This is a genomic window from Amycolatopsis sp. (assembly GCF_035546795.1).
GTDB lineage: Bacteria > Actinomycetota > Actinomycetes > Mycobacteriales > Pseudonocardiaceae > Amycolatopsis_E.
The window spans coordinates 44,703-59,486 of record NZ_DASZWC010000040.1 but is presented as its reverse complement, the minus strand read 5'-3'; the positions used below and the strand labels follow the sequence as shown (position 1 = coordinate 59,486).

17 protein-coding genes and 1 pseudogene are annotated in these 14,784 nt (G+C 70.3%); 8 read left to right on the top strand and 10 right to left on the bottom strand.

Annotated elements, in window-relative coordinates:
• Positions 1-21 precede the first annotated feature (21 nt).
• Positions 22-555 (top strand): MarR family winged helix-turn-helix transcriptional regulator, encoded by a 534-nt coding sequence (locus VHD82_RS23385; protein ID WP_325707734.1) that lies wholly within the window; start codon positions 22-24, stop codon positions 553-555.
• A gap of 59 nt (positions 556-614) precedes the next feature.
• Positions 615-1,796, top strand: a complete 1,182-nt coding sequence (locus VHD82_RS23380; protein WP_325707731.1) for a glycosyltransferase — start codon at positions 615-617, stop codon at positions 1,794-1,796.
• A gap of 5 nt (positions 1,797-1,801) precedes the next feature.
• On the opposite strand, the gene VHD82_RS23375 is transcribed toward VHD82_RS23380, so the two are convergent.
• The 5 genes and pseudogenes from VHD82_RS23375 to VHD82_RS23355 form a co-directional block, all read right to left on the bottom strand.
• Positions 1,802-1,999 carry a ferredoxin gene (locus VHD82_RS23375; RefSeq protein WP_325707729.1) on the bottom strand — a complete coding sequence of 66 codons (198 nt, stop codon included), beginning with the start codon at positions 1,997-1,999 and terminating at the stop codon, positions 1,802-1,804.
• Between the two features lie 10 nt (positions 2,000-2,009).
• Entirely contained in the window at positions 2,010-3,188 is a 1,179-nt protein-coding gene (locus tag VHD82_RS23370; protein ID WP_414637569.1) for a cytochrome P450, read from the bottom strand.
• Positions 3,189-3,355: 167 nt separating this feature from the next.
• Positions 3,356-3,967: a TetR/AcrR family transcriptional regulator gene (locus tag VHD82_RS23365; protein ID WP_325707721.1), complete on the bottom strand. Its 612-nt coding sequence runs from the start codon at positions 3,965-3,967 to the stop codon at positions 3,356-3,358.
• Positions 3,968-4,004: 37 nt separating this feature from the next.
• The gene (locus tag VHD82_RS23360) at positions 4,005-4,472 is read right to left on the bottom strand and encodes an aldo/keto reductase (RefSeq protein ID WP_325707971.1); all 468 of its coding nucleotides are present in this window, start codon (positions 4,470-4,472) and stop codon (positions 4,005-4,007) included.
• Positions 4,391-4,933, bottom strand: a pseudogene (locus tag VHD82_RS23355) (aldo/keto reductase); the annotation flags it as partial. The gene VHD82_RS23360 and the pseudogene VHD82_RS23355, both read right to left, overlap by 82 nt.
• A 235-nt stretch (positions 4,934-5,168) precedes the next feature.
• Between VHD82_RS23355 and VHD82_RS23350 the strand changes: the two are divergent.
• The 3 genes from VHD82_RS23350 to VHD82_RS23340 are packed head-to-tail and all read left to right on the top strand — an operon-like array spanning position 5,169 to position 7,526.
• Positions 5,169-5,384 carry a LysR family transcriptional regulator gene (locus tag VHD82_RS23350; RefSeq protein WP_325707718.1) on the top strand — a complete coding sequence of 72 codons (216 nt, stop codon included), beginning with the start codon at positions 5,169-5,171 and terminating at the stop codon, positions 5,382-5,384.
• Positions 5,385-5,398: 14 nt separating this feature from the next.
• Positions 5,399-6,184, top strand: coding sequence for a LysR family transcriptional regulator substrate-binding protein (locus VHD82_RS23345; protein WP_325707715.1), 786 nt, complete (start codon positions 5,399-5,401; stop codon positions 6,182-6,184).
• Positions 6,078-7,526: a CYTH and CHAD domain-containing protein gene (locus VHD82_RS23340; protein ID WP_325707712.1), complete on the top strand. Its 1,449-nt coding sequence runs from the start codon at positions 6,078-6,080 to the stop codon at positions 7,524-7,526. The genes VHD82_RS23345 and VHD82_RS23340 overlap by 107 nt, the downstream gene beginning before the upstream one ends.
• A 21-nt stretch (positions 7,527-7,547) precedes the next feature.
• Here the strand turns inward: VHD82_RS23340 and VHD82_RS23335 are convergent, their stop codons facing one another.
• From VHD82_RS23335 to VHD82_RS23325, 3 genes are read right to left on the bottom strand one after another with little or no spacing between them, the layout of a single operon-like run.
• A complete protein-coding gene (locus tag VHD82_RS23335; RefSeq protein ID WP_325707709.1) occupies positions 7,548-7,964 on the bottom strand; it encodes an arsenate reductase ArsC in 417 nt (138 codons plus the stop codon).
• On the bottom strand, positions 7,961-9,046 hold the full coding sequence (arsB, locus tag VHD82_RS23330) for an ACR3 family arsenite efflux transporter (protein WP_325707706.1): 1,086 nt from the start codon (positions 9,044-9,046) through the stop codon (positions 7,961-7,963). Before arsB ends, VHD82_RS23335 begins: the two co-directional genes overlap by 4 nt.
• The gene (locus tag VHD82_RS23325) at positions 9,043-9,405 is read right to left on the bottom strand and encodes a metalloregulator ArsR/SmtB family transcription factor (protein WP_325707703.1); all 363 of its coding nucleotides are present in this window, start codon (positions 9,403-9,405) and stop codon (positions 9,043-9,045) included. The genes arsB and VHD82_RS23325 overlap by 4 nt, the downstream gene beginning before the upstream one ends.
• A gap of 80 nt (positions 9,406-9,485) precedes the next feature.
• Between VHD82_RS23325 and arsM the strand changes: the two genes are divergently transcribed.
• Positions 9,486-10,256, top strand: a complete 771-nt coding sequence (gene arsM, locus VHD82_RS23320; RefSeq protein ID WP_325707700.1) for an arsenite methyltransferase — start codon at positions 9,486-9,488, stop codon at positions 10,254-10,256.
• Positions 10,257-10,267: 11 nt separating this feature from the next.
• Here arsM and VHD82_RS23315 read toward each other — a convergent pair whose 3' ends face one another.
• Complete coding sequence (locus VHD82_RS23315) at positions 10,268-11,293, bottom strand: MFS transporter (RefSeq protein ID WP_325707697.1); 1,026 nt, start codon at positions 11,291-11,293, stop codon at positions 10,268-10,270.
• 63 nt (positions 11,294-11,356) lie between these two features.
• Positions 11,357-12,688 carry an NAD(P)-binding domain-containing protein gene (locus VHD82_RS23310; protein ID WP_325707694.1) on the bottom strand — a complete coding sequence of 444 codons (1,332 nt, stop codon included), beginning with the start codon at positions 12,686-12,688 and terminating at the stop codon, positions 11,357-11,359.
• Between the two features lie 99 nt (positions 12,689-12,787).
• Between VHD82_RS23310 and VHD82_RS23305 the strand changes: the two genes are divergently transcribed.
• Positions 12,788-13,627 carry a helix-turn-helix domain-containing GNAT family N-acetyltransferase gene (locus tag VHD82_RS23305; RefSeq protein ID WP_325707691.1) on the top strand — a complete coding sequence of 280 codons (840 nt, stop codon included), beginning with the start codon at positions 12,788-12,790 and terminating at the stop codon, positions 13,625-13,627.
• 85 nt (positions 13,628-13,712) lie between these two features.
• Positions 13,713-14,699: an iron-siderophore ABC transporter substrate-binding protein gene (locus VHD82_RS23300; RefSeq protein WP_325707688.1), complete on the top strand. Its 987-nt coding sequence runs from the start codon at positions 13,713-13,715 to the stop codon at positions 14,697-14,699.
• Positions 14,700-14,784: the final 85 nt, after the last annotated feature.

Sequence of the window (14,784 nt, the reverse complement as noted above, 5' to 3'; positions counted from 1 at the left end):
CGTAACATCGGAGGAAGCGGGATGTCCAAGGACGAGTACCCGGTGCACTCGGTCTCCACCTGGCCCGCGGCGGACATCGCCGGGTCCTGGGACCGTGAGCTGCCGGGGGTGCGCACCGAGTCGATCGGGATCATCACGCCGATCTGGCGGATCGCGAAGGTGCTCGCCGACGACCGGCGCCGCACCCTCGCCGGACTCGGGCTCGATCCGTCCACTCTGGACCTGCTCAGCGTGATCCGCCGCGCCGGGCCGCCGTACGAGCTGACCACGCGTGAGATCACCGAGCGCACCCTCGTCACGGCTGGCGCCGTCTCGCAGCGGGTGGCCCGCGCCGAGGCTTCCGGCTGGGTCGAGCGTGCCCCGTCGGCCGCGTCGCGGCGGGCGGTCGCGGTGCGGCTCACCGGCGAAGGGCACCGGCTGATCGAGAAAACCGTGCGGCGGTTGCTGGAGCACGAGGCGGAGTCGGTCGCCGCGCTGAGCGCCGACGAGCGGCGGGTTTTCGCCGGGCTGGTGGGAAAACTGGAACGCGCGCTGATCCCGGGCCCTGGGCGGTGACACGGATCTGACACCCGCGCGGACTACAGTCTGCTCATGCACGAGCAGCGCGCCCGCCTATGACGCGACAGCAGACCGGCCCCGTCGCGATCGGGGAGTTCGAAGTCACCGGGAAAAAGCTGCGTTTGTCGCGGCTGCCCGCGGGCGCGACCGCGGCGAGGGTGCTCATCCGGTCCGGGCGCCACGTGCTGGGTGAGATCGAGCTCTCGGTGCACGAGGGCGTCGTGGACGAAAAACCCTTACGTGCCGTGAGTTGTGACCTTCCGCCGATCACGGCCGGCCCTGCCGGCGCGCAGCCGTCCGTGAGCGTGGTCATTGCGACGGCCGGCCGCGTCGGCGAGCTGCGCCGGTGCGCCGCGTCGGTGCTCGCGGGGGAGTACCCGGTGCTGGAAGTGTTGCTTGTGGACAATCGGCCGGACAGGCCGGAATCCTTGCTGCTCAAGGAGTTCGCCACGACCGATCCGCGGTTGCGGTATGTTGCCGAGTCGCGGCCCGGGGTCAGCCTCGCCCGCAACCGGGGTGCCGCGGAGGCTCGCGGCGAGATCGTGGTCTTCACCGACGACGACGCGGTGGCCGACCCGCACTGGCTGGTGGCGCTGGTCCGTGAGTTCGCCGATCCGGCCGTCGGCTGCGTGACCGGGCTCGTGCTCCCGTTGGCGCTGGACACCCCGGCGCAACGCTGGTTCGAGAACTGGGGCGGGTTCGGGAAAGGCTTCCGCCGCCGCAGGTTCACGGCCGGGGACAGGGAAGTCCCGGCGCTTTACCCGTTCGCCGCGGGATTGTTCGGCTCGGGCAACAACATGGCGTGGCGGATCGGCGAGTATCGCCGGATCGGCGGCTGCGATCCGCTGCTCGGGCCGGGAAATCCGACCGCGTCCGGCGAGGATCTGGAGCTGTTCATCCGGCACATCCGCGGCGGCGGCGTCCTCGTGTACTCCCCGGACGCCCTGGTCCGGCACGAGCACCGGCGAGACCTCGACGGGCTGACCCGCCAGCTCCACGGGTACGGCGTCGGGCTGTTCTCCCTGTTCGCCGTCTACATCGGACGGAGGCCGGGAGAGTTGCTGCCTGTGCTGCGCCGGCTTCGGTTCGGTGTGTCGCACCTGCTTTCCCGGGGCTCGGCGCGCAACGCCGGCCGCGGTGCGGACTTCCCGGCGGAGCTGGCGCGTGCGGAGTTGCGTGGCCTGCTCGCCGGACCGTTCCGGCTGCTCCGCACGCTTCTGCGCCGGCGTCGCGCGTGAACACGTCAGTCCTCGTGTACCGCGATCGCCAGCGCCGGGCACACCATCGCCGCTTCGCGGACTTCGGGGTGCAGCGCGGGCGGGGGAGCGTCCTGCAGGAGCACGACCACCCCGTCCTCGTCGCGCTGGTCGAACACCTCACCGGCGGCGAAGACGCATTGCCCCGCCGCGACGCACCGGTCCTGGTCGACGGTCACCTTCATCCGGTCCTCCTCACCACGTGACGGGGAGTTCGTGCACGCCGTAGACGATCATGTCGTGTTTGAACGGCAGGTCCGCCAGTGGAACGGCCAGCGAGAGGCCCGGCAGGCGACGGTAAAGGGTGCCGTAAACGACCTGAAGCTCGATCCGCGCCAGCGGCTGGCCGAGGCACTGGTGCACCCCGTAGCCGAACGCCACGTGGTGGCGGGCCTTGCGGCCGATGTCGAGCCGGTCGGGCTCGGGGAACGCGGAATCGTCGCGGTTGGCGATGTCGCCGGCGGCGATCACGCCCTCGCCCCGGCGGATCAGCTGCCCGCCGATCTCGAGGTCGGCCGTCGCGACCCGGCGCCGGCCGGAATGCGTGATGTTGAGGTAGCGCAGGAGTTCCTCGACCGCGTTGGCGATCACCTTCGGGTCGCCGGTGTCGCGGATCTCGGCCAGCTGGGCGGGATTTTCCAGTAGTGCCACCGTGCCCAGCGCGATCATGTTCGCGGTGGTCTCGTGCCCGGCGATCAGCAGCAGCTGGCCCATCGCGGCGATCTCTTCCGCGGTCATCGCACCGGTGCGCAGCTGCCCGGCCGCGAGCCGGCTCAACAGGTCCTCGCCCGGGTCCTTTTCCTTGGCCCGAACCAGATCGGCGAGGTAGTCCAGCAGTTGCTCGGTGGCCGCGACGGCCTGCTCGGACGTGGTGTCCCTGGCGATGACCGTGCGGCTGGCGCGGTGGAAGAACGCGCGGTCGGCGTAGGGGACGCCGAGCAGTTCGCAGATCACCAGGGAGGGCACCGGCAGCGCGAACGCCTCCACCAGATCGGCGGGCTTGGGCCCGGCGAGCATGGCGTCGATGAGCTCGTCCACGATGTGCTGGATCCGCGGGCGCAGCGCCTCCATCCTGCGGACCATGAAATCGCCGGTGAGCAGCCTGCGCCGGGCGGCGTGCTCCGGGTCGTCCTGGCTGATGAACGCCTTGGCGCGTTTCCGGCGGGCGGCCGAGGCCGGGGTGACGTGCGGATAGCCGGGGCGGTCGCTGTCGGCGCTGATCCGCGGGTCGGCCAGCACCGCGCGCACGTCCTCGTACCGGGTGACCAGCCAGGGCGTGCTGCCGTCCCACAAACGCACGCGCGACACCGGTGCCTCGGTCTGCAGCCGGGCGAGCTCGGGCGGCGGGTCGAACGGGCACTGGCCGCGGCTCATCGGGAAAGTGGGCGTTTCGGGCACCGAACCTCCTGCACACAGTTACCAAACGAATGTTCGGGGACTTTCTGAACATATGTTAGGCAATCCGGTGGGAAACTGGCCACGACAGCGCGCGAGTCCACCTTTTTGGCGTAGTTCTTCTTGGTGCCAAAGGGAAAAACCGGTCAGTCGAAAACGAGCGAGAGCAGCTCGTCGACAAAGGGGTGGATCGACCGGGCACTGCGCTCGCTGGGGTTGCTGTGCAGCAGGGCGACCCGCCCGTGCGTGCCGACGAACACCAGGATCGCGGCCCGTTCGCTGGGCACCCGCAGCCGGTGCCCGGCTTCCAGGCAACGCGTGAAAGCCGCCGTGAGCATGGCGATGACCTCCGTCAACGGCCCGCGGGGCCCGGCCGGCGTCTTGCCGGTCGCGTTGTTGAGGATCAGGCGGTAATGGCCGGGGTTCTCGATGGCGAACGCGCAGTAGGCGTGCAGCTGGGCGTGCACGCGGCCGACGACATCGGCGGGGTCGGTGTCCGCGTCGGCCTCGCGCATCGCCGTGCTCAGCCGGCCGAACTCGTGCTCCAGCAGGCCGCGCACCAGCGCGGTCCGGTCGGTGAAGTGCTGGTAGATGCTCGCCGGGGCGATCCCGGCCTCGCGGGCGACGCCGCGGATGGTCAGCCCGTCCTCGCCACCGAGCCCGGACAGCAGCCTGCTGGCGGCGTCGAGAATCTCCCCGCGCAGCCGCTCGCCCTCGCCCCACCGGTTGCGGGTGCGAGCGGGCGCGGAGTCGGTCATGCGGACATTCTCACCCACGGGCCGAGCGTATAACGGCCTATACGCGGCGGGCCGTGGCCGGCGCGGCGAACGACTGGCGATCGCCTGACCAGGTGGTCGCGCCGAGGCTGCGGAGGTCGGCCGGGCTGAGCGAAATATCCGCTGCCGCAACGTTTTCCGCGAGCCTGGCCGGGTTTCGGGTGCCGGGGATGGGGACGACGTCCTCGCCCTGGGCGAGCAGCCACGCCAGCGCCAGCTGGCCCGCCGTCACGCCGCGGTCGGCCGCCATGGTCCGTAGCGCTTGTGCCTGGCGGAGATTGGCGTCGAGTTCACCGCCGGCGAACCGCGGATCGTGGCGCCGAACCGCGGATCGTGGCGCCGGAAAGCGCTGTCCCCGGCGGTCTCCGGTGTCAGGGTGGCGGTGAGCAGCCCGCGGCCGAGCGGGCTGTACGGCACGAGGCCCACGCCCAGCTGCCTGGCCGCGGGAATCAGCTCGAGTTCCGGATCGCGCCACAGCAGCGACCATTCGAACTGCACGGCCGTGATCGGATGCGCCGTCACGGCCTGGGCCAGCTGTTCCGCGGTCACCTCGGAAAGGCCGAGGTGGCGCACTTTCCCCTCGCGCACGAGTTCCCCCATCGCGCCCACCGTCTCCGCGATCGGGACGGCCGGGTCGACGCGGTGCAGGTAATAGAGATCGAGCACGTCCACGCCGAGCCGGGAGAGCGAAGCGTCGCAGTGGCCGCGCACGTGCCCGGGCTTGCCGTCGAGGCTGACCCCGTCGCCGGTGCGGACGATGCCGAACTTGGTGGCGAGTGTGACCTCGTCGCGGCGGCCGTCGATCGCGCGGGCGAGGAGCCGTTCGTTGTGCCCCTGTCCGTAGCTCATCGCGGTGTCCAGTAGCCGCACGCCTTGATCGAGCGCGGCGCGGACGAGCGCGACGGCGTCGTTCTCGTCCACCGGCCCGTAGCCCTGGGAAAGGCCCATGCAGCCCAGGCCGAGCGCGGAGGTGGTCAGCTCGGCGAGTTGTCGTTGGTGCATGAGCCCCAGCGTGGCCCGCGCGCATTCATAAGTCCAAGAGCATCTTGCGCTCGCTACCAGCACGGATCACGATACTGTGCCGATCGTCACTGATCCGACCACAGCCACGGCGGAAATGGGTTTCTCCGGGCAGGCCCGCTGCGGTTGGTGTCCGCCTACTTCCGGTCGGACCAGTAACCCGATGGAGCTGCGTCAGGTGGTCTATTTCGAGGCGGTCGTACGGTGCGGCGGGCTCAGCCGGGCCGCCGAAGCGCTGCGGATCGCGCAGCCGGCGGTCTCCGCGCAGATCAAGCGGCTGGAACAGGAACTGGGCACGAGCCTGCTCAGCCGCACGACCCGCAGCGTGGAACTGACCGCCGCGGGACGGCTTTTTCTGGGCCGGGCAAGGAAATCCTGAGCCAGGTCGAGGGGGTGCGGGCCGATCTCGACGAGCTTTCCGCCGTGCTGCGCCGATCTTTGTGTGTCGGCGTCACCCAGGTGCTCGGCGCGCTGGACCTGCCGCAGCTGCTGGCCGGGTTCAGCCGGGCGTACCTGGGCGTCACGCTCGCACTGCGCACCGGGCTGATCGCGCGGCTGCTCGGCGAACAGGACGCAGGCACCGTCGATGTGGTGCTCGGGCCGATCCACCCGGACCTGTCCGCGAAGTACGTCGCCGAGCCGCTGGTCCCGGAACAGGTCGTGTTGATCACTCCGCCGGGACGCTACAGCGCCGCCTCGCTCGCCGAAATCCGCGACGAACCGTTCGTCTGCCTGCCCGAAGGGAGCGGCCTGCACGGGATCCTCCTTGCCGCCGCATCAGGATTCAAGCCCAGGGTCCAGTTCCAGACACACAGCGCGGCCAGTATCCGGGAGCTGGTCGCGGCCGGGCTCGGCGTCGCTCTGCTCGCCGCTTCGGCCGCCCGCGGGCCTGGCCCGGCGGTCGACGTGCACCGGCTCGAACCCGCGCCGGCACATCCGCCGATCGGCCTGATCTTTTGCGCGGCAAGCGATCCGGACCTGCTGTGCGGGCCTGGTCCGACGAAGCGCGCGCGGCGGCACGTTTCGGTAGCGCGCAGCGGGGCATCCGGAGTGCATGATGGCTTCGGCTTTTGTGGAGAGAGAACGGAAATTCGATCTCGACGCCGGCCGTCCGGTGCCCGATCTGACCGGGGTGGGGCCGGTCGCGGCGCAGCACGAACCGGAGCGCGTCATTCTTGACGCGGTCTACTACGACACCGAGGACTGCCGCCTGCTGCGATCGGGGGTCACGGTGCGCAGGCGCTCCGGCGGCGGGGACGAGGGCTGGCATCTGAAGGTGCCTGCGGCCGACGGCGCCCGCGAGGAGTACCAGCTACCACTCGGTGACGAACTGCCCGAGGAACTCGTCGCCCGCGTCCAGGACTACGCGAATGGCGGTGTGCTAGCGGAAATCGCCCGCCTGAAGACGGAGCGCTACAGCTACGAACTGAGCAACGCGGCCGGACGGCGATTGGCCGTGCTCACCGACGATCACGTGACCGGTGAGAAGGCCGGCAGCGCCCTGCGCCTGGACGGCTGGCGTGAGCTGGAGGTCGAACTCGCCGAAGGCACGAGCCCCGAGCTGCTCGACACGTTGAGCGACGCCCTGACCCGAGCCGGGGCGCGCCCGGGGCACTGGCCGTCGAAACTGCGGCGCCTGTTGTCGGACTGGCTGGCCGGCGAAGAGGAGCCGGGGCGCCGCTCCACGGCGGGCGAGGTGGTCGTGGCGTACCTGCGTGAGCAGGTCGACGCGGTCCGGCGCTGGGACATCGGGGTCCGCCGGCGCGAGGAGGACGCGGTGCACCAGCTGCGGGTTTCCTTGCGGCGCCTGCGGAGCACGCTCAGGTCGTTCCGGCGCGTGCTCGACCGGGACCGCACTCGCGAACTGGCCGGGGAACTGCGATGGCTGGGCCGGGTGCTCTCCGACGTTCGTGATCTGGAAGTCCTGCGCGAGCGCGTGACAGGTCAGTTCGCCGGGCTGCCGGGTGAGACGCGAAGCGCGCGCGCCGCCGTCGCCGCGCATTTCGATCGTGCCGAGTCGGAGGCGCAGGCGGCTGTGGCCGCCGCGCTCGACAGCGGCCGGTACGCGGCGTTGCTCGGCGCACTCGAACAGTTGGCGGCCAACCCGCCGCTGACCGAGCACGCCGAAGAGCCCGCGCGGAGCGAGCTGCGAAGCGCGCTCAAGCGTGCCGAACGCAAGCTGGTCAAGGCCGTCGGCAAACTGGACGAGGCCGAAGAGCCGGATTCCGCGCTCCACTCGGTGCGCAAGAAGGCCAAGCTGGCGCGGTACGCGGCGGACGTCGTGCGGCCGGTGTCAGGGCGGAAGATCCGGGACTGGCGTCGCGGGGCCAAGACGGTGCAGCGGACACTGGGCGAGCACCACGATCTCGTCGAGGCGCGGAAACTGATGCGCGAAGTCGCTGGGAGCACAGGGCCGCGCGAGGCTTTCGTTTTCGGGGTGCTGCACGAACGTTCGGCCAGGCGGGGCGACGAACTGCGCGAGCGGTTCCTGCGCGAATGGTCCGGCGCAAAGCGACTTTGACTGCTGCGACGGGGCCGTGGTTCAGGCGGTGGCCGGGACGAGCTCGGCGAGCAGGGCCTGAACCCGGCGGTCGATCTCGTCCCGGATCGGGCGGATCCGGTCGGCGGGCAGGCCGGCGGGGTCGTCGAGTTGCCAGTCGAGGTAGCGCTTGCCGGGGAAGATGGGGCAGGCGTCGCCGCAGCCCATGGTGATGACGACGTCCGCGGCCTGGACCGCTTCGGTGGTCAGTGGTTTGGGGAACTCCTTGGTCAGGTCGAGCCCGAGTTCGTCCATTACCTGCGCTACCGCGGGGTTGATGGTGCCGGCGGGCGCGGAGCCTGCGGAGCGGACGGTGACGCGGCCTGCGGCGTGGTGGTCGAGCAAAGCGGCGGCCATCTGGGATCGGCCGGCGTTGTGGACGCAGACGAACAGCACTTCGGGCACGGCGTGGCGGCTCATGGTGACTCCACTGTGGAGGGTGTGAAGCGGCGGCGGAGGGCGAGGGAGACGTAGACGAGGCCGACGAGGACGGGGACTTCGATCAGGGGCCCGACGACACCGGCGAGCGCTTGGCCGCTGGTGGCGCCGAAGGTGGCGATGGCCACGGCGATGGCGAGTTCGAAGTTGTTGCCGGCGGCGGTGAACGCGAGCGTGGTGGTGCGTTCGTAGTTCAGTCCGATGGCTTTGCCGAAGGCGTAGGAACCGGCCCACATCAGCGCGAAGTAGATGAGCAGTGGCACTGCGACGCGGACGACGTCCCAGGGTCTGCCGGTGATCTGATGTCCTTGCAGGGCAAAGAGAATGACGATGGTGAACAACAGTCCGTAGAGGGCGGCCGGCCCGATCCGGGGCAGGAAGCGGGCTTCGTACCAGGCCCGGCCCTTGGCGCGTTCGCCGAGGCGGCGGGTCAGGTAGCCGGCGACGAGCGGGATGCCGAGGAAGATCAGCACACTCTTGGCGATCTGCCGGCCGGACACGGCGAGACTCGTGGTCTGCAGGCCGAGCCAGCCGGGCAGGACCGAGAGGTAGAACCAGCCCAGCACCCCGAACATGATCACCTGGAACACCGAGTTGAGCGCGACCAGCACGGCGGCGGCTTCCCGGTCGCCGCAGGCGAGGTCGTTCCAGATGATCACCATGGCGATGCAGCGGGCCAGGCCGACGATGATCAGGCCGGTGCGGTATTCGGGCAGGCCGGGCAGTAGCAGCCAGGCCAGGGCGAACATCAGGGCCGGGCCGATGAGCCAGTTGAGGATCAGCGACGGCCACAGCAGTTTGCGGTCACGGGTCACCGAGTCGAGTTTGTCGTAGCGGACCTTCGCCAGCACCGGGTACATCATCACCAGCAGCCCGAGCGCGATCGGCAGTGAGATCCCGTCGACGGCGACCGCGTTCAGGCCTGATCCGAGTCCGGGAATCCAGCGTCCGGCGAACAGCCCGAGCACCATCGCCGCGGCGATCCACACCGGCAGGAACCGGTCCAGCGCCGAGAGCTTCGCGACCACATTCGTCGAAGCCGCGGCCGTGCCGGTGGTGCTCACGCGGTCACCACGGACGCGGGCATCAGCACGGCCGAGAGACGGGACAGGGTCTCGGGCTGGACGCGGTAGTAGATCCAGGTCCCGCGCCGTTCTCCGGTGATCAGGCCGGACTCGCGCAGCACTTTGAGGTGGTGCGAGATCGTCGGGCCGGTCAGGTCGAACGGATCGGTCAGGTCGCAGACGCACGCTTCGCCACCTTCGTGCGAGGCGATCAGCGACAGCAACCGCAGCCGCACCGGGTCACCGACAGCCTTGAACACCCGCGCCAACTCCAGCGCCTGCGCCTGCGACAGCGGCTCGCGCACCAGCGGTGAGCAGCACTCGGCGCCGGTGTCCACGATCGGCAACTGTTTCGACATGCCTCTATCTAAACAAACTTCTATCTTGACGTCCATCGAGGTAAGGGTCACGCTGTCCCTATCGGCGGAGGTGCAGTGTCATGACCGAGCAGGCCCAGCGGTTGCGGGAGCAGGTCCGCGACCGGTACGCCGCCGCGGCGAAGGCGGCGAGCGCGGGTGAGAGCGCGTCGTGCTGCAGCGGCGAGTCCTGCTCCACCGAGAGCGCCGAGCTCGCGGGCGGTCTCTATGACGAGGCGGAGCGTTCGTCACTGCCGCCGGAGGCGGTGCTGGCCAGTCTCGGCTGCGGCAACCCACTGGCCGTGGCGGAGTTGCGGGCAGGCGAGACCGTGCTCGATCTCGGCTCGGGCGGCGGTATCGACGTGCTGCTTTCCGCCCGCCGGGTCGGCCCGGCGGGGAAGGTCTACGGGCTTGACATGACCGAGGAGATGCTCGCACTCGCGCTCGCCAACGCGGCCAAGGCCGGGGCCGCCAACGTCGAGTTCCGTAACGGACAGATCGAGGCGATTCCCTTGCCTGCCAACAGTGTTGACGTGATCATCTCGAACTGCGTGATCAACCTGTCGGTCGACAAGCCCGCCGTGTTCGGCGAGATGTTCCGGGTCCTCACGCCGGGCGGGCGGCTGGGCATCAGCGACGTCGTCGCCGGGGACCAGCTCACCGCGGCGGACCGGGCCGAGCGCGGAGACTACGTCGGCTGCATCGCCGGTGCTCTCTCGTACACCGAATACCGCGACGGCCTCGCCGCCGCCGGATTCACCGACATCGAGATCACCCCGACTCACCAGATCGCCGAGGGTATGCACTCGGCGATCGTGCGCGCGGTCAAACCCGCCGGCGCGCGTCAGGCATGATCAATGTCCTTTCAGGACAGTGCCGGGTATGGGGGTAACCGCCGGGGCCGTCGGCGATCGCGGCCGCGGCCCACGGGGCGAGTGACATGCTGATCGTGAGCGGCGGTGGCCTGCACGAGGGTGAACACTTCGCGCGCCACCCCGGCGATCACGGCGGCGCCGATCAGGACCGGCGCGGAGGTGTGGAGACCGAGAATCCCCGTGGTGAGTGCGACCGCGCCGACGACGAGTGCGGTGCGGTCGCGCCCGCTCGTTCGCCGGACGAGGGTGGTGTAGCCGAGCCGCCCGAGGACCTGCCCGGCGCCGCCGAGTCCTAACGCGACGGCCGCGAGCCCCGGGGTGAGGCCGCGTTCGGTGAGCAGGGGCACCAGGTTGACCACGACCGCGTAGGCGGTGAACGCGGCCAGGCTCAACGTCACCACCAGCAACAGGAACGCCCGTGATCGAGCGGCCCGGCCCGGGTCGTGGTGTTCGGCGGGCCGCGCGCACTCGTGCGGTGCGGGGCCGGGCCACGCGCCGCGCAGTCCCCACAGATGCCCGGGAATCGTGACCACCGCGAGGATTCCGGCGAGCACGAGGTAGGCGTGGCGCCAGCCCGGATGCGCGTTCAGGAATGCGCTGAGGGGCGCGAAGACGGTCGATGCCAGCCCGGCGGCGAGGGTGAGCGCGGCGACGCGCCGCGGCCCGTACCAGCGGGTCAGCGCGGCGAACGCGGGCGGGTACAGCGTGGCACCCATCGCCAGTCCCATCAGCACCCAGGCGGCGAGAAACCACACCAGGTTCCGCGCCGCCGCGAGCGCTACCACCGCCGGCACGGCGAGTACGGAGCCGCCGGTCATCAGCCGGCGCGGGTCATGACGATCCAGCCACCGGCCCACCATGATCCCCGCGGACGCGGTCACCAGCTGCCCGGGGGAGAACCCGGCGGTCACGGCCGCCGCGGACCACCGGTCGTCGAGCCGGTCTTCCCGGCCGGAACGGGAAAAGCGTAAGTAGAGGACGCACCAGCTGGTGATTTCGGTGGCGCACAAGGTCACCAGGACCCGGCGCAGCCCGGCCGCCGGGCTGCTCGATCGTCCCTGCCCCCGTCACTCGTCGCCTCAGTGCCGGGATGGCGGCGCCGACAGCGAGATCAACTCCGGCGTGCAGCACCCGGCGGCCGGCGTGCCGCCGCCGGGCTCGTCGAACAGCCCGGCGCCACCGCACACCCCGGTCTCCGCCAGCTGCAGCTCCACTCGCCCGGCGGCCTCGTGGTCGCCGGCGAGTGCGGCGGCGATCGAACGGACCTGCTCGTATCCGGTCATCGCCAGGAACGTCGGGGCACGGCCGTAGCTCTTCATCCCGGCCAGGAAGACATTCGGCTCCGGATGCGACAACTCCTTGGCGCCGTGGGGGTAGACAGTGCCGCAGGAATGCACGTTCGGATCGATGAGCGGGGCCAGCGCGACCGGCGCCTGCAACGTCGCGTCCAACTCCAGGCGCACCTCCGACAACCACGACAGGTCCGGCCGGAATCCGGTCACGGCCACGACTTCGTCCACCGCCTCCACCCGATTCCCCTGCGGGGACGACAAGACCAGCCTGCCGCCGGTGTCACGACTGACCGCCTCGGTGCGGAACCCCGTCACCACCGACACCACACCGGCGTCGACAGCGTCCTTCGCGCGCGACCCCAGCGCACCGCGAGCGGGAAGCTGATCCGCCTCGCCACCGCCGAAGGTGTTTCCGACCGCGCCACGGCGCAGCACCCAGCTGACCCTCGTGGCGGGAGATTCCTTGACCAGACCGGACAAGGCGACCAGTGCCGTCAACGCCGAATGTCCGCTGCCCGCGACCACCACATGCTTGCCCGCATACCGCGCCCGCACCTCCACGTCCTCCAGATTCGGGACGTGGTAAGCGATCCTGTCCGCGGCGGCCCGTTCCCCGACCGCCGGCAGGCCGTCACCACCGAGCGGATTCGGCGTCCGCCACGTGCCCGACGCATCGATCACCGCACGGGCGGCGACCAGTTCCTCGGTACCGTCCGCGCGGCGCCCGTGCACGGTCAACGGCTCGGTCTCCCGGCCGTGGTCCACGACCCGGTCCCGGCCACGTCGAGCGACGCCGACCACCTCCGTGTCAAGCTGCACCCGCCCACCCAGGGTCGCGGCGAGGGGACGTAGATATCGGGCCACCCATTCCTGCCCCGTCGGATAACCCTGCGGCTCCGGCCGCTGCCAGCCGGTCGGCGCGAGCAGCCGCCCGGCCGCCGGGTCCACCAGCTCCCGCCAGGCGGAGAACAACCGCACGTGGTTCCACTCGGCGATCGCGGCCCCGGCTTGCGCCCCGCGCTCGATCACCAGCGGCTCCAGCCCACGCTCGAGCAGTTGCGCCGCGGCGGCCAAGCCGATCGGTCCGGCACCCACCACGACCACGGGTAGCTCGCTCATACCGCATCCTTTCATCGATCCGGCTCGATTAACCGAGGCTCGGACTGTATCGACCGTCATCGATTGACGCAAGCATCGATTCCGGTCGATACTGGGTTCATGCCGACCGCGACTCCCGTCACCCAGGTTCTGCCGGACACCGACGCCGCGACCTACGCGGACTGGTTCGCGTGCCTGGCGGAGCCCACCCGGGTGCGGATGCTGCACGCCGTCGCGACCGCGCCGCGCGGGATGACCGTCGGCGCGCTGACCGGGATCCTCGGCATCAGCCAGTCCACCTGCTCCCACCACGTCCGCAAACTCGCCGACGTCGGATTCGTCCAGGTGCACAAGGAGCGCACCGCCACGCTGGTGACCATCAACGCCGCCTGCTGCGCCGGGCTCCCGCACGCCGCCGACGCGGTGATGGGGCTGCTCGCGCCACGGCCCTGCTGCCCCGGCGACGTTCCGTCCGATGTGGACGTTCGTGCGCTGCGGGCCGGGGACTGGCCCGCGGTCCGCCGCATCTACGGCGAAGGTATCGCCACCGGCATCGCCACTTTCGAAACCACCGTGCCCAGCCGCGCTTCCCTCGACGCGAAATGGCTGCCCGGCCACCGCTGGGTCGCCGAGCTCGACGGCGAGGTCGTCGGCTGGGCGGCGGCGACGCCGGTGTCCACACGGGAGTGTTACTCGGGCGTCGCCGAAACCTCGATCTACGTCGCCGACGGCCACCGCGGCCGCGGCATCGGCAAAGCCCTGATCCGTAACCAGGTCATGGCCGCCGACGAGGACGGACTGTGGACGCTGCAAACCTCGATCTTCACCGAAAACCGCACCAGCATCGGCCTGCACCACGCCGCCGGCTTCCGCACCATCGGCATCCGCGAACGCGTCGCCCAGCGCGACGGCATCTGGCACGACACGGTTTTCGTGGAACGACGCAGCGCCGTGAACTGACGCCGGCCTCGGTGATCGAAGTTACCTATCGGTTCATCCGCACCTTGGTTAGGGTAGGCAAAGCTAAAGGTGAAGGATGGGCTTGATGAAGCGCGTTTGGTGGGCTCTGCTCGGCTTTTTCGTACTGGTACTCGCGGGCTGCGGGACGACGACCTCGACCCAGGACGGTGCTGCGACGGGAAGTTCCGGCGACGGGGCGTTCCCGGTCACGATCAACACCGCCTTCGGCGACGTCACGGTGAAGAGCGAGCCCAAGCGCGTGGTCGCGCTCGGCTGGGGCGACGCGGAGACCGCGGTGGCGCTCGGCGTGCAGCCGGTCGGCGCCGCGGACTGGCTCGCGTTCGGCGGCGACGGACTCGGCCCGTGGATGACCCAGCGCTACACCACGGCGCCCACGATCCTCGGCACCCTCGACGTGAACATGGAGCAGATCGCCGCACTGCACCCCGACCTGATCCTGGACACCCGCGCCAGCGGGCAGCGGGACCGCTACGACCAGCTCAGCAAGCTGGGCGTGCCCGTGGTGAGCATCCCGCCGGGCGCGAGCGCCTACCTGACCAGCTGGGAACAGCAGCTGGACCTCGTCGGCAAGGCGCTGGGCCGCACCGAGCAGGCCGGCAAGCTCAAGTCCGGTCTCGAAGCCAAGTTCACCGCGGCGGCGCAGCAGCACCCCGAGTTCAAGGGCAAGACGGTCGCCGTCGGTTCCAAGACGACGAACGGCTACGGCGGTTATGTCAACGGTGACGGCCGGGTGGAGCTGATGACCAAGCTCGGGTTCGCGAACTCACCCAAGATCCAGGCCCAGGCCGGGGACAGCTTCTCCGTCCCGGTCTCCAGCGAGCGCCTCGACCTGCTCGACGCCGACCTCACGCTGATCTTCCCGATCGGCGTCACCGCCGACTCGGTCACCGCGGACCCGTTGTTCCAGACGATTCCTTCGGTCAAGGCGGGGCGCTCGATCGTGTTCTCCGACAAGACGATCTCGAGCGCCATGTCGAGCGCGACCGTGCCAGGGCTGACCTACGCGCTGGACAAGATCGTCCCGATGGCCTCGTCGGCGCTGGCGCACTGACGTGTCCACCGCGGTCGGTTACGCGACGGTGCCGGCCAGTCGATTCCGCCGCACGACAGCCGGGCCGCGCTCGATCGTGCGAGCG

Bases quoted from the DNA above. Each gene is read 5' to 3' on its own strand.
- VHD82_RS23385 (WP_325707734.1), top strand. From the start codon at position 22: ATGTCCAAGGACGAGTACCCGGTGCACTCGGTCTCCACCTGGCCCGCG.
- VHD82_RS23360 (WP_325707971.1), bottom strand. From the start codon at position 4,472: ATGGTCGCTGCTGTGGCGCGATCCGGAACTCGAGCTGATTCCCGCGGC.
- VHD82_RS23370 (WP_414637569.1), bottom strand. From the start codon at position 3,188: ATGAGCCGCGGCCAGTGCCCGTTCGACCCGCCGCCCGAGCTCGCCCGG.
- VHD82_RS23365 (WP_325707721.1), bottom strand. From the start codon at position 3,967: ATGACCGACTCCGCGCCCGCTCGCACCCGCAACCGGTGGGGCGAGGGC.
- arsM (WP_325707700.1), top strand. From the start codon at position 9,486: ATGACCGAGCAGGCCCAGCGGTTGCGGGAGCAGGTCCGCGACCGGTAC.
- VHD82_RS23300 (WP_325707688.1), top strand. From the start codon at position 13,713: ATGAAGCGCGTTTGGTGGGCTCTGCTCGGCTTTTTCGTACTGGTACTC.
- VHD82_RS23380 (WP_325707731.1), top strand. From the start codon at position 615: ATGACGCGACAGCAGACCGGCCCCGTCGCGATCGGGGAGTTCGAAGTC.
- VHD82_RS23350 (WP_325707718.1), top strand. From the start codon at position 5,169: ATGGAGCTGCGTCAGGTGGTCTATTTCGAGGCGGTCGTACGGTGCGGC.
- VHD82_RS23305 (WP_325707691.1), top strand. From the start codon at position 12,788: ATGCCGACCGCGACTCCCGTCACCCAGGTTCTGCCGGACACCGACGCC.
- VHD82_RS23310 (WP_325707694.1), bottom strand. From the start codon at position 12,688: ATGAGCGAGCTACCCGTGGTCGTGGTGGGTGCCGGACCGATCGGCTTG.
- VHD82_RS23335 (WP_325707709.1), bottom strand. From the start codon at position 7,964: ATGAGCCGCCACGCCGTGCCCGAAGTGCTGTTCGTCTGCGTCCACAAC.
- VHD82_RS23375 (WP_325707729.1), bottom strand. From the start codon at position 1,999: ATGAAGGTGACCGTCGACCAGGACCGGTGCGTCGCGGCGGGGCAATGC.
- VHD82_RS23325 (WP_325707703.1), bottom strand. From the start codon at position 9,405: ATGTCGAAACAGTTGCCGATCGTGGACACCGGCGCCGAGTGCTGCTCA.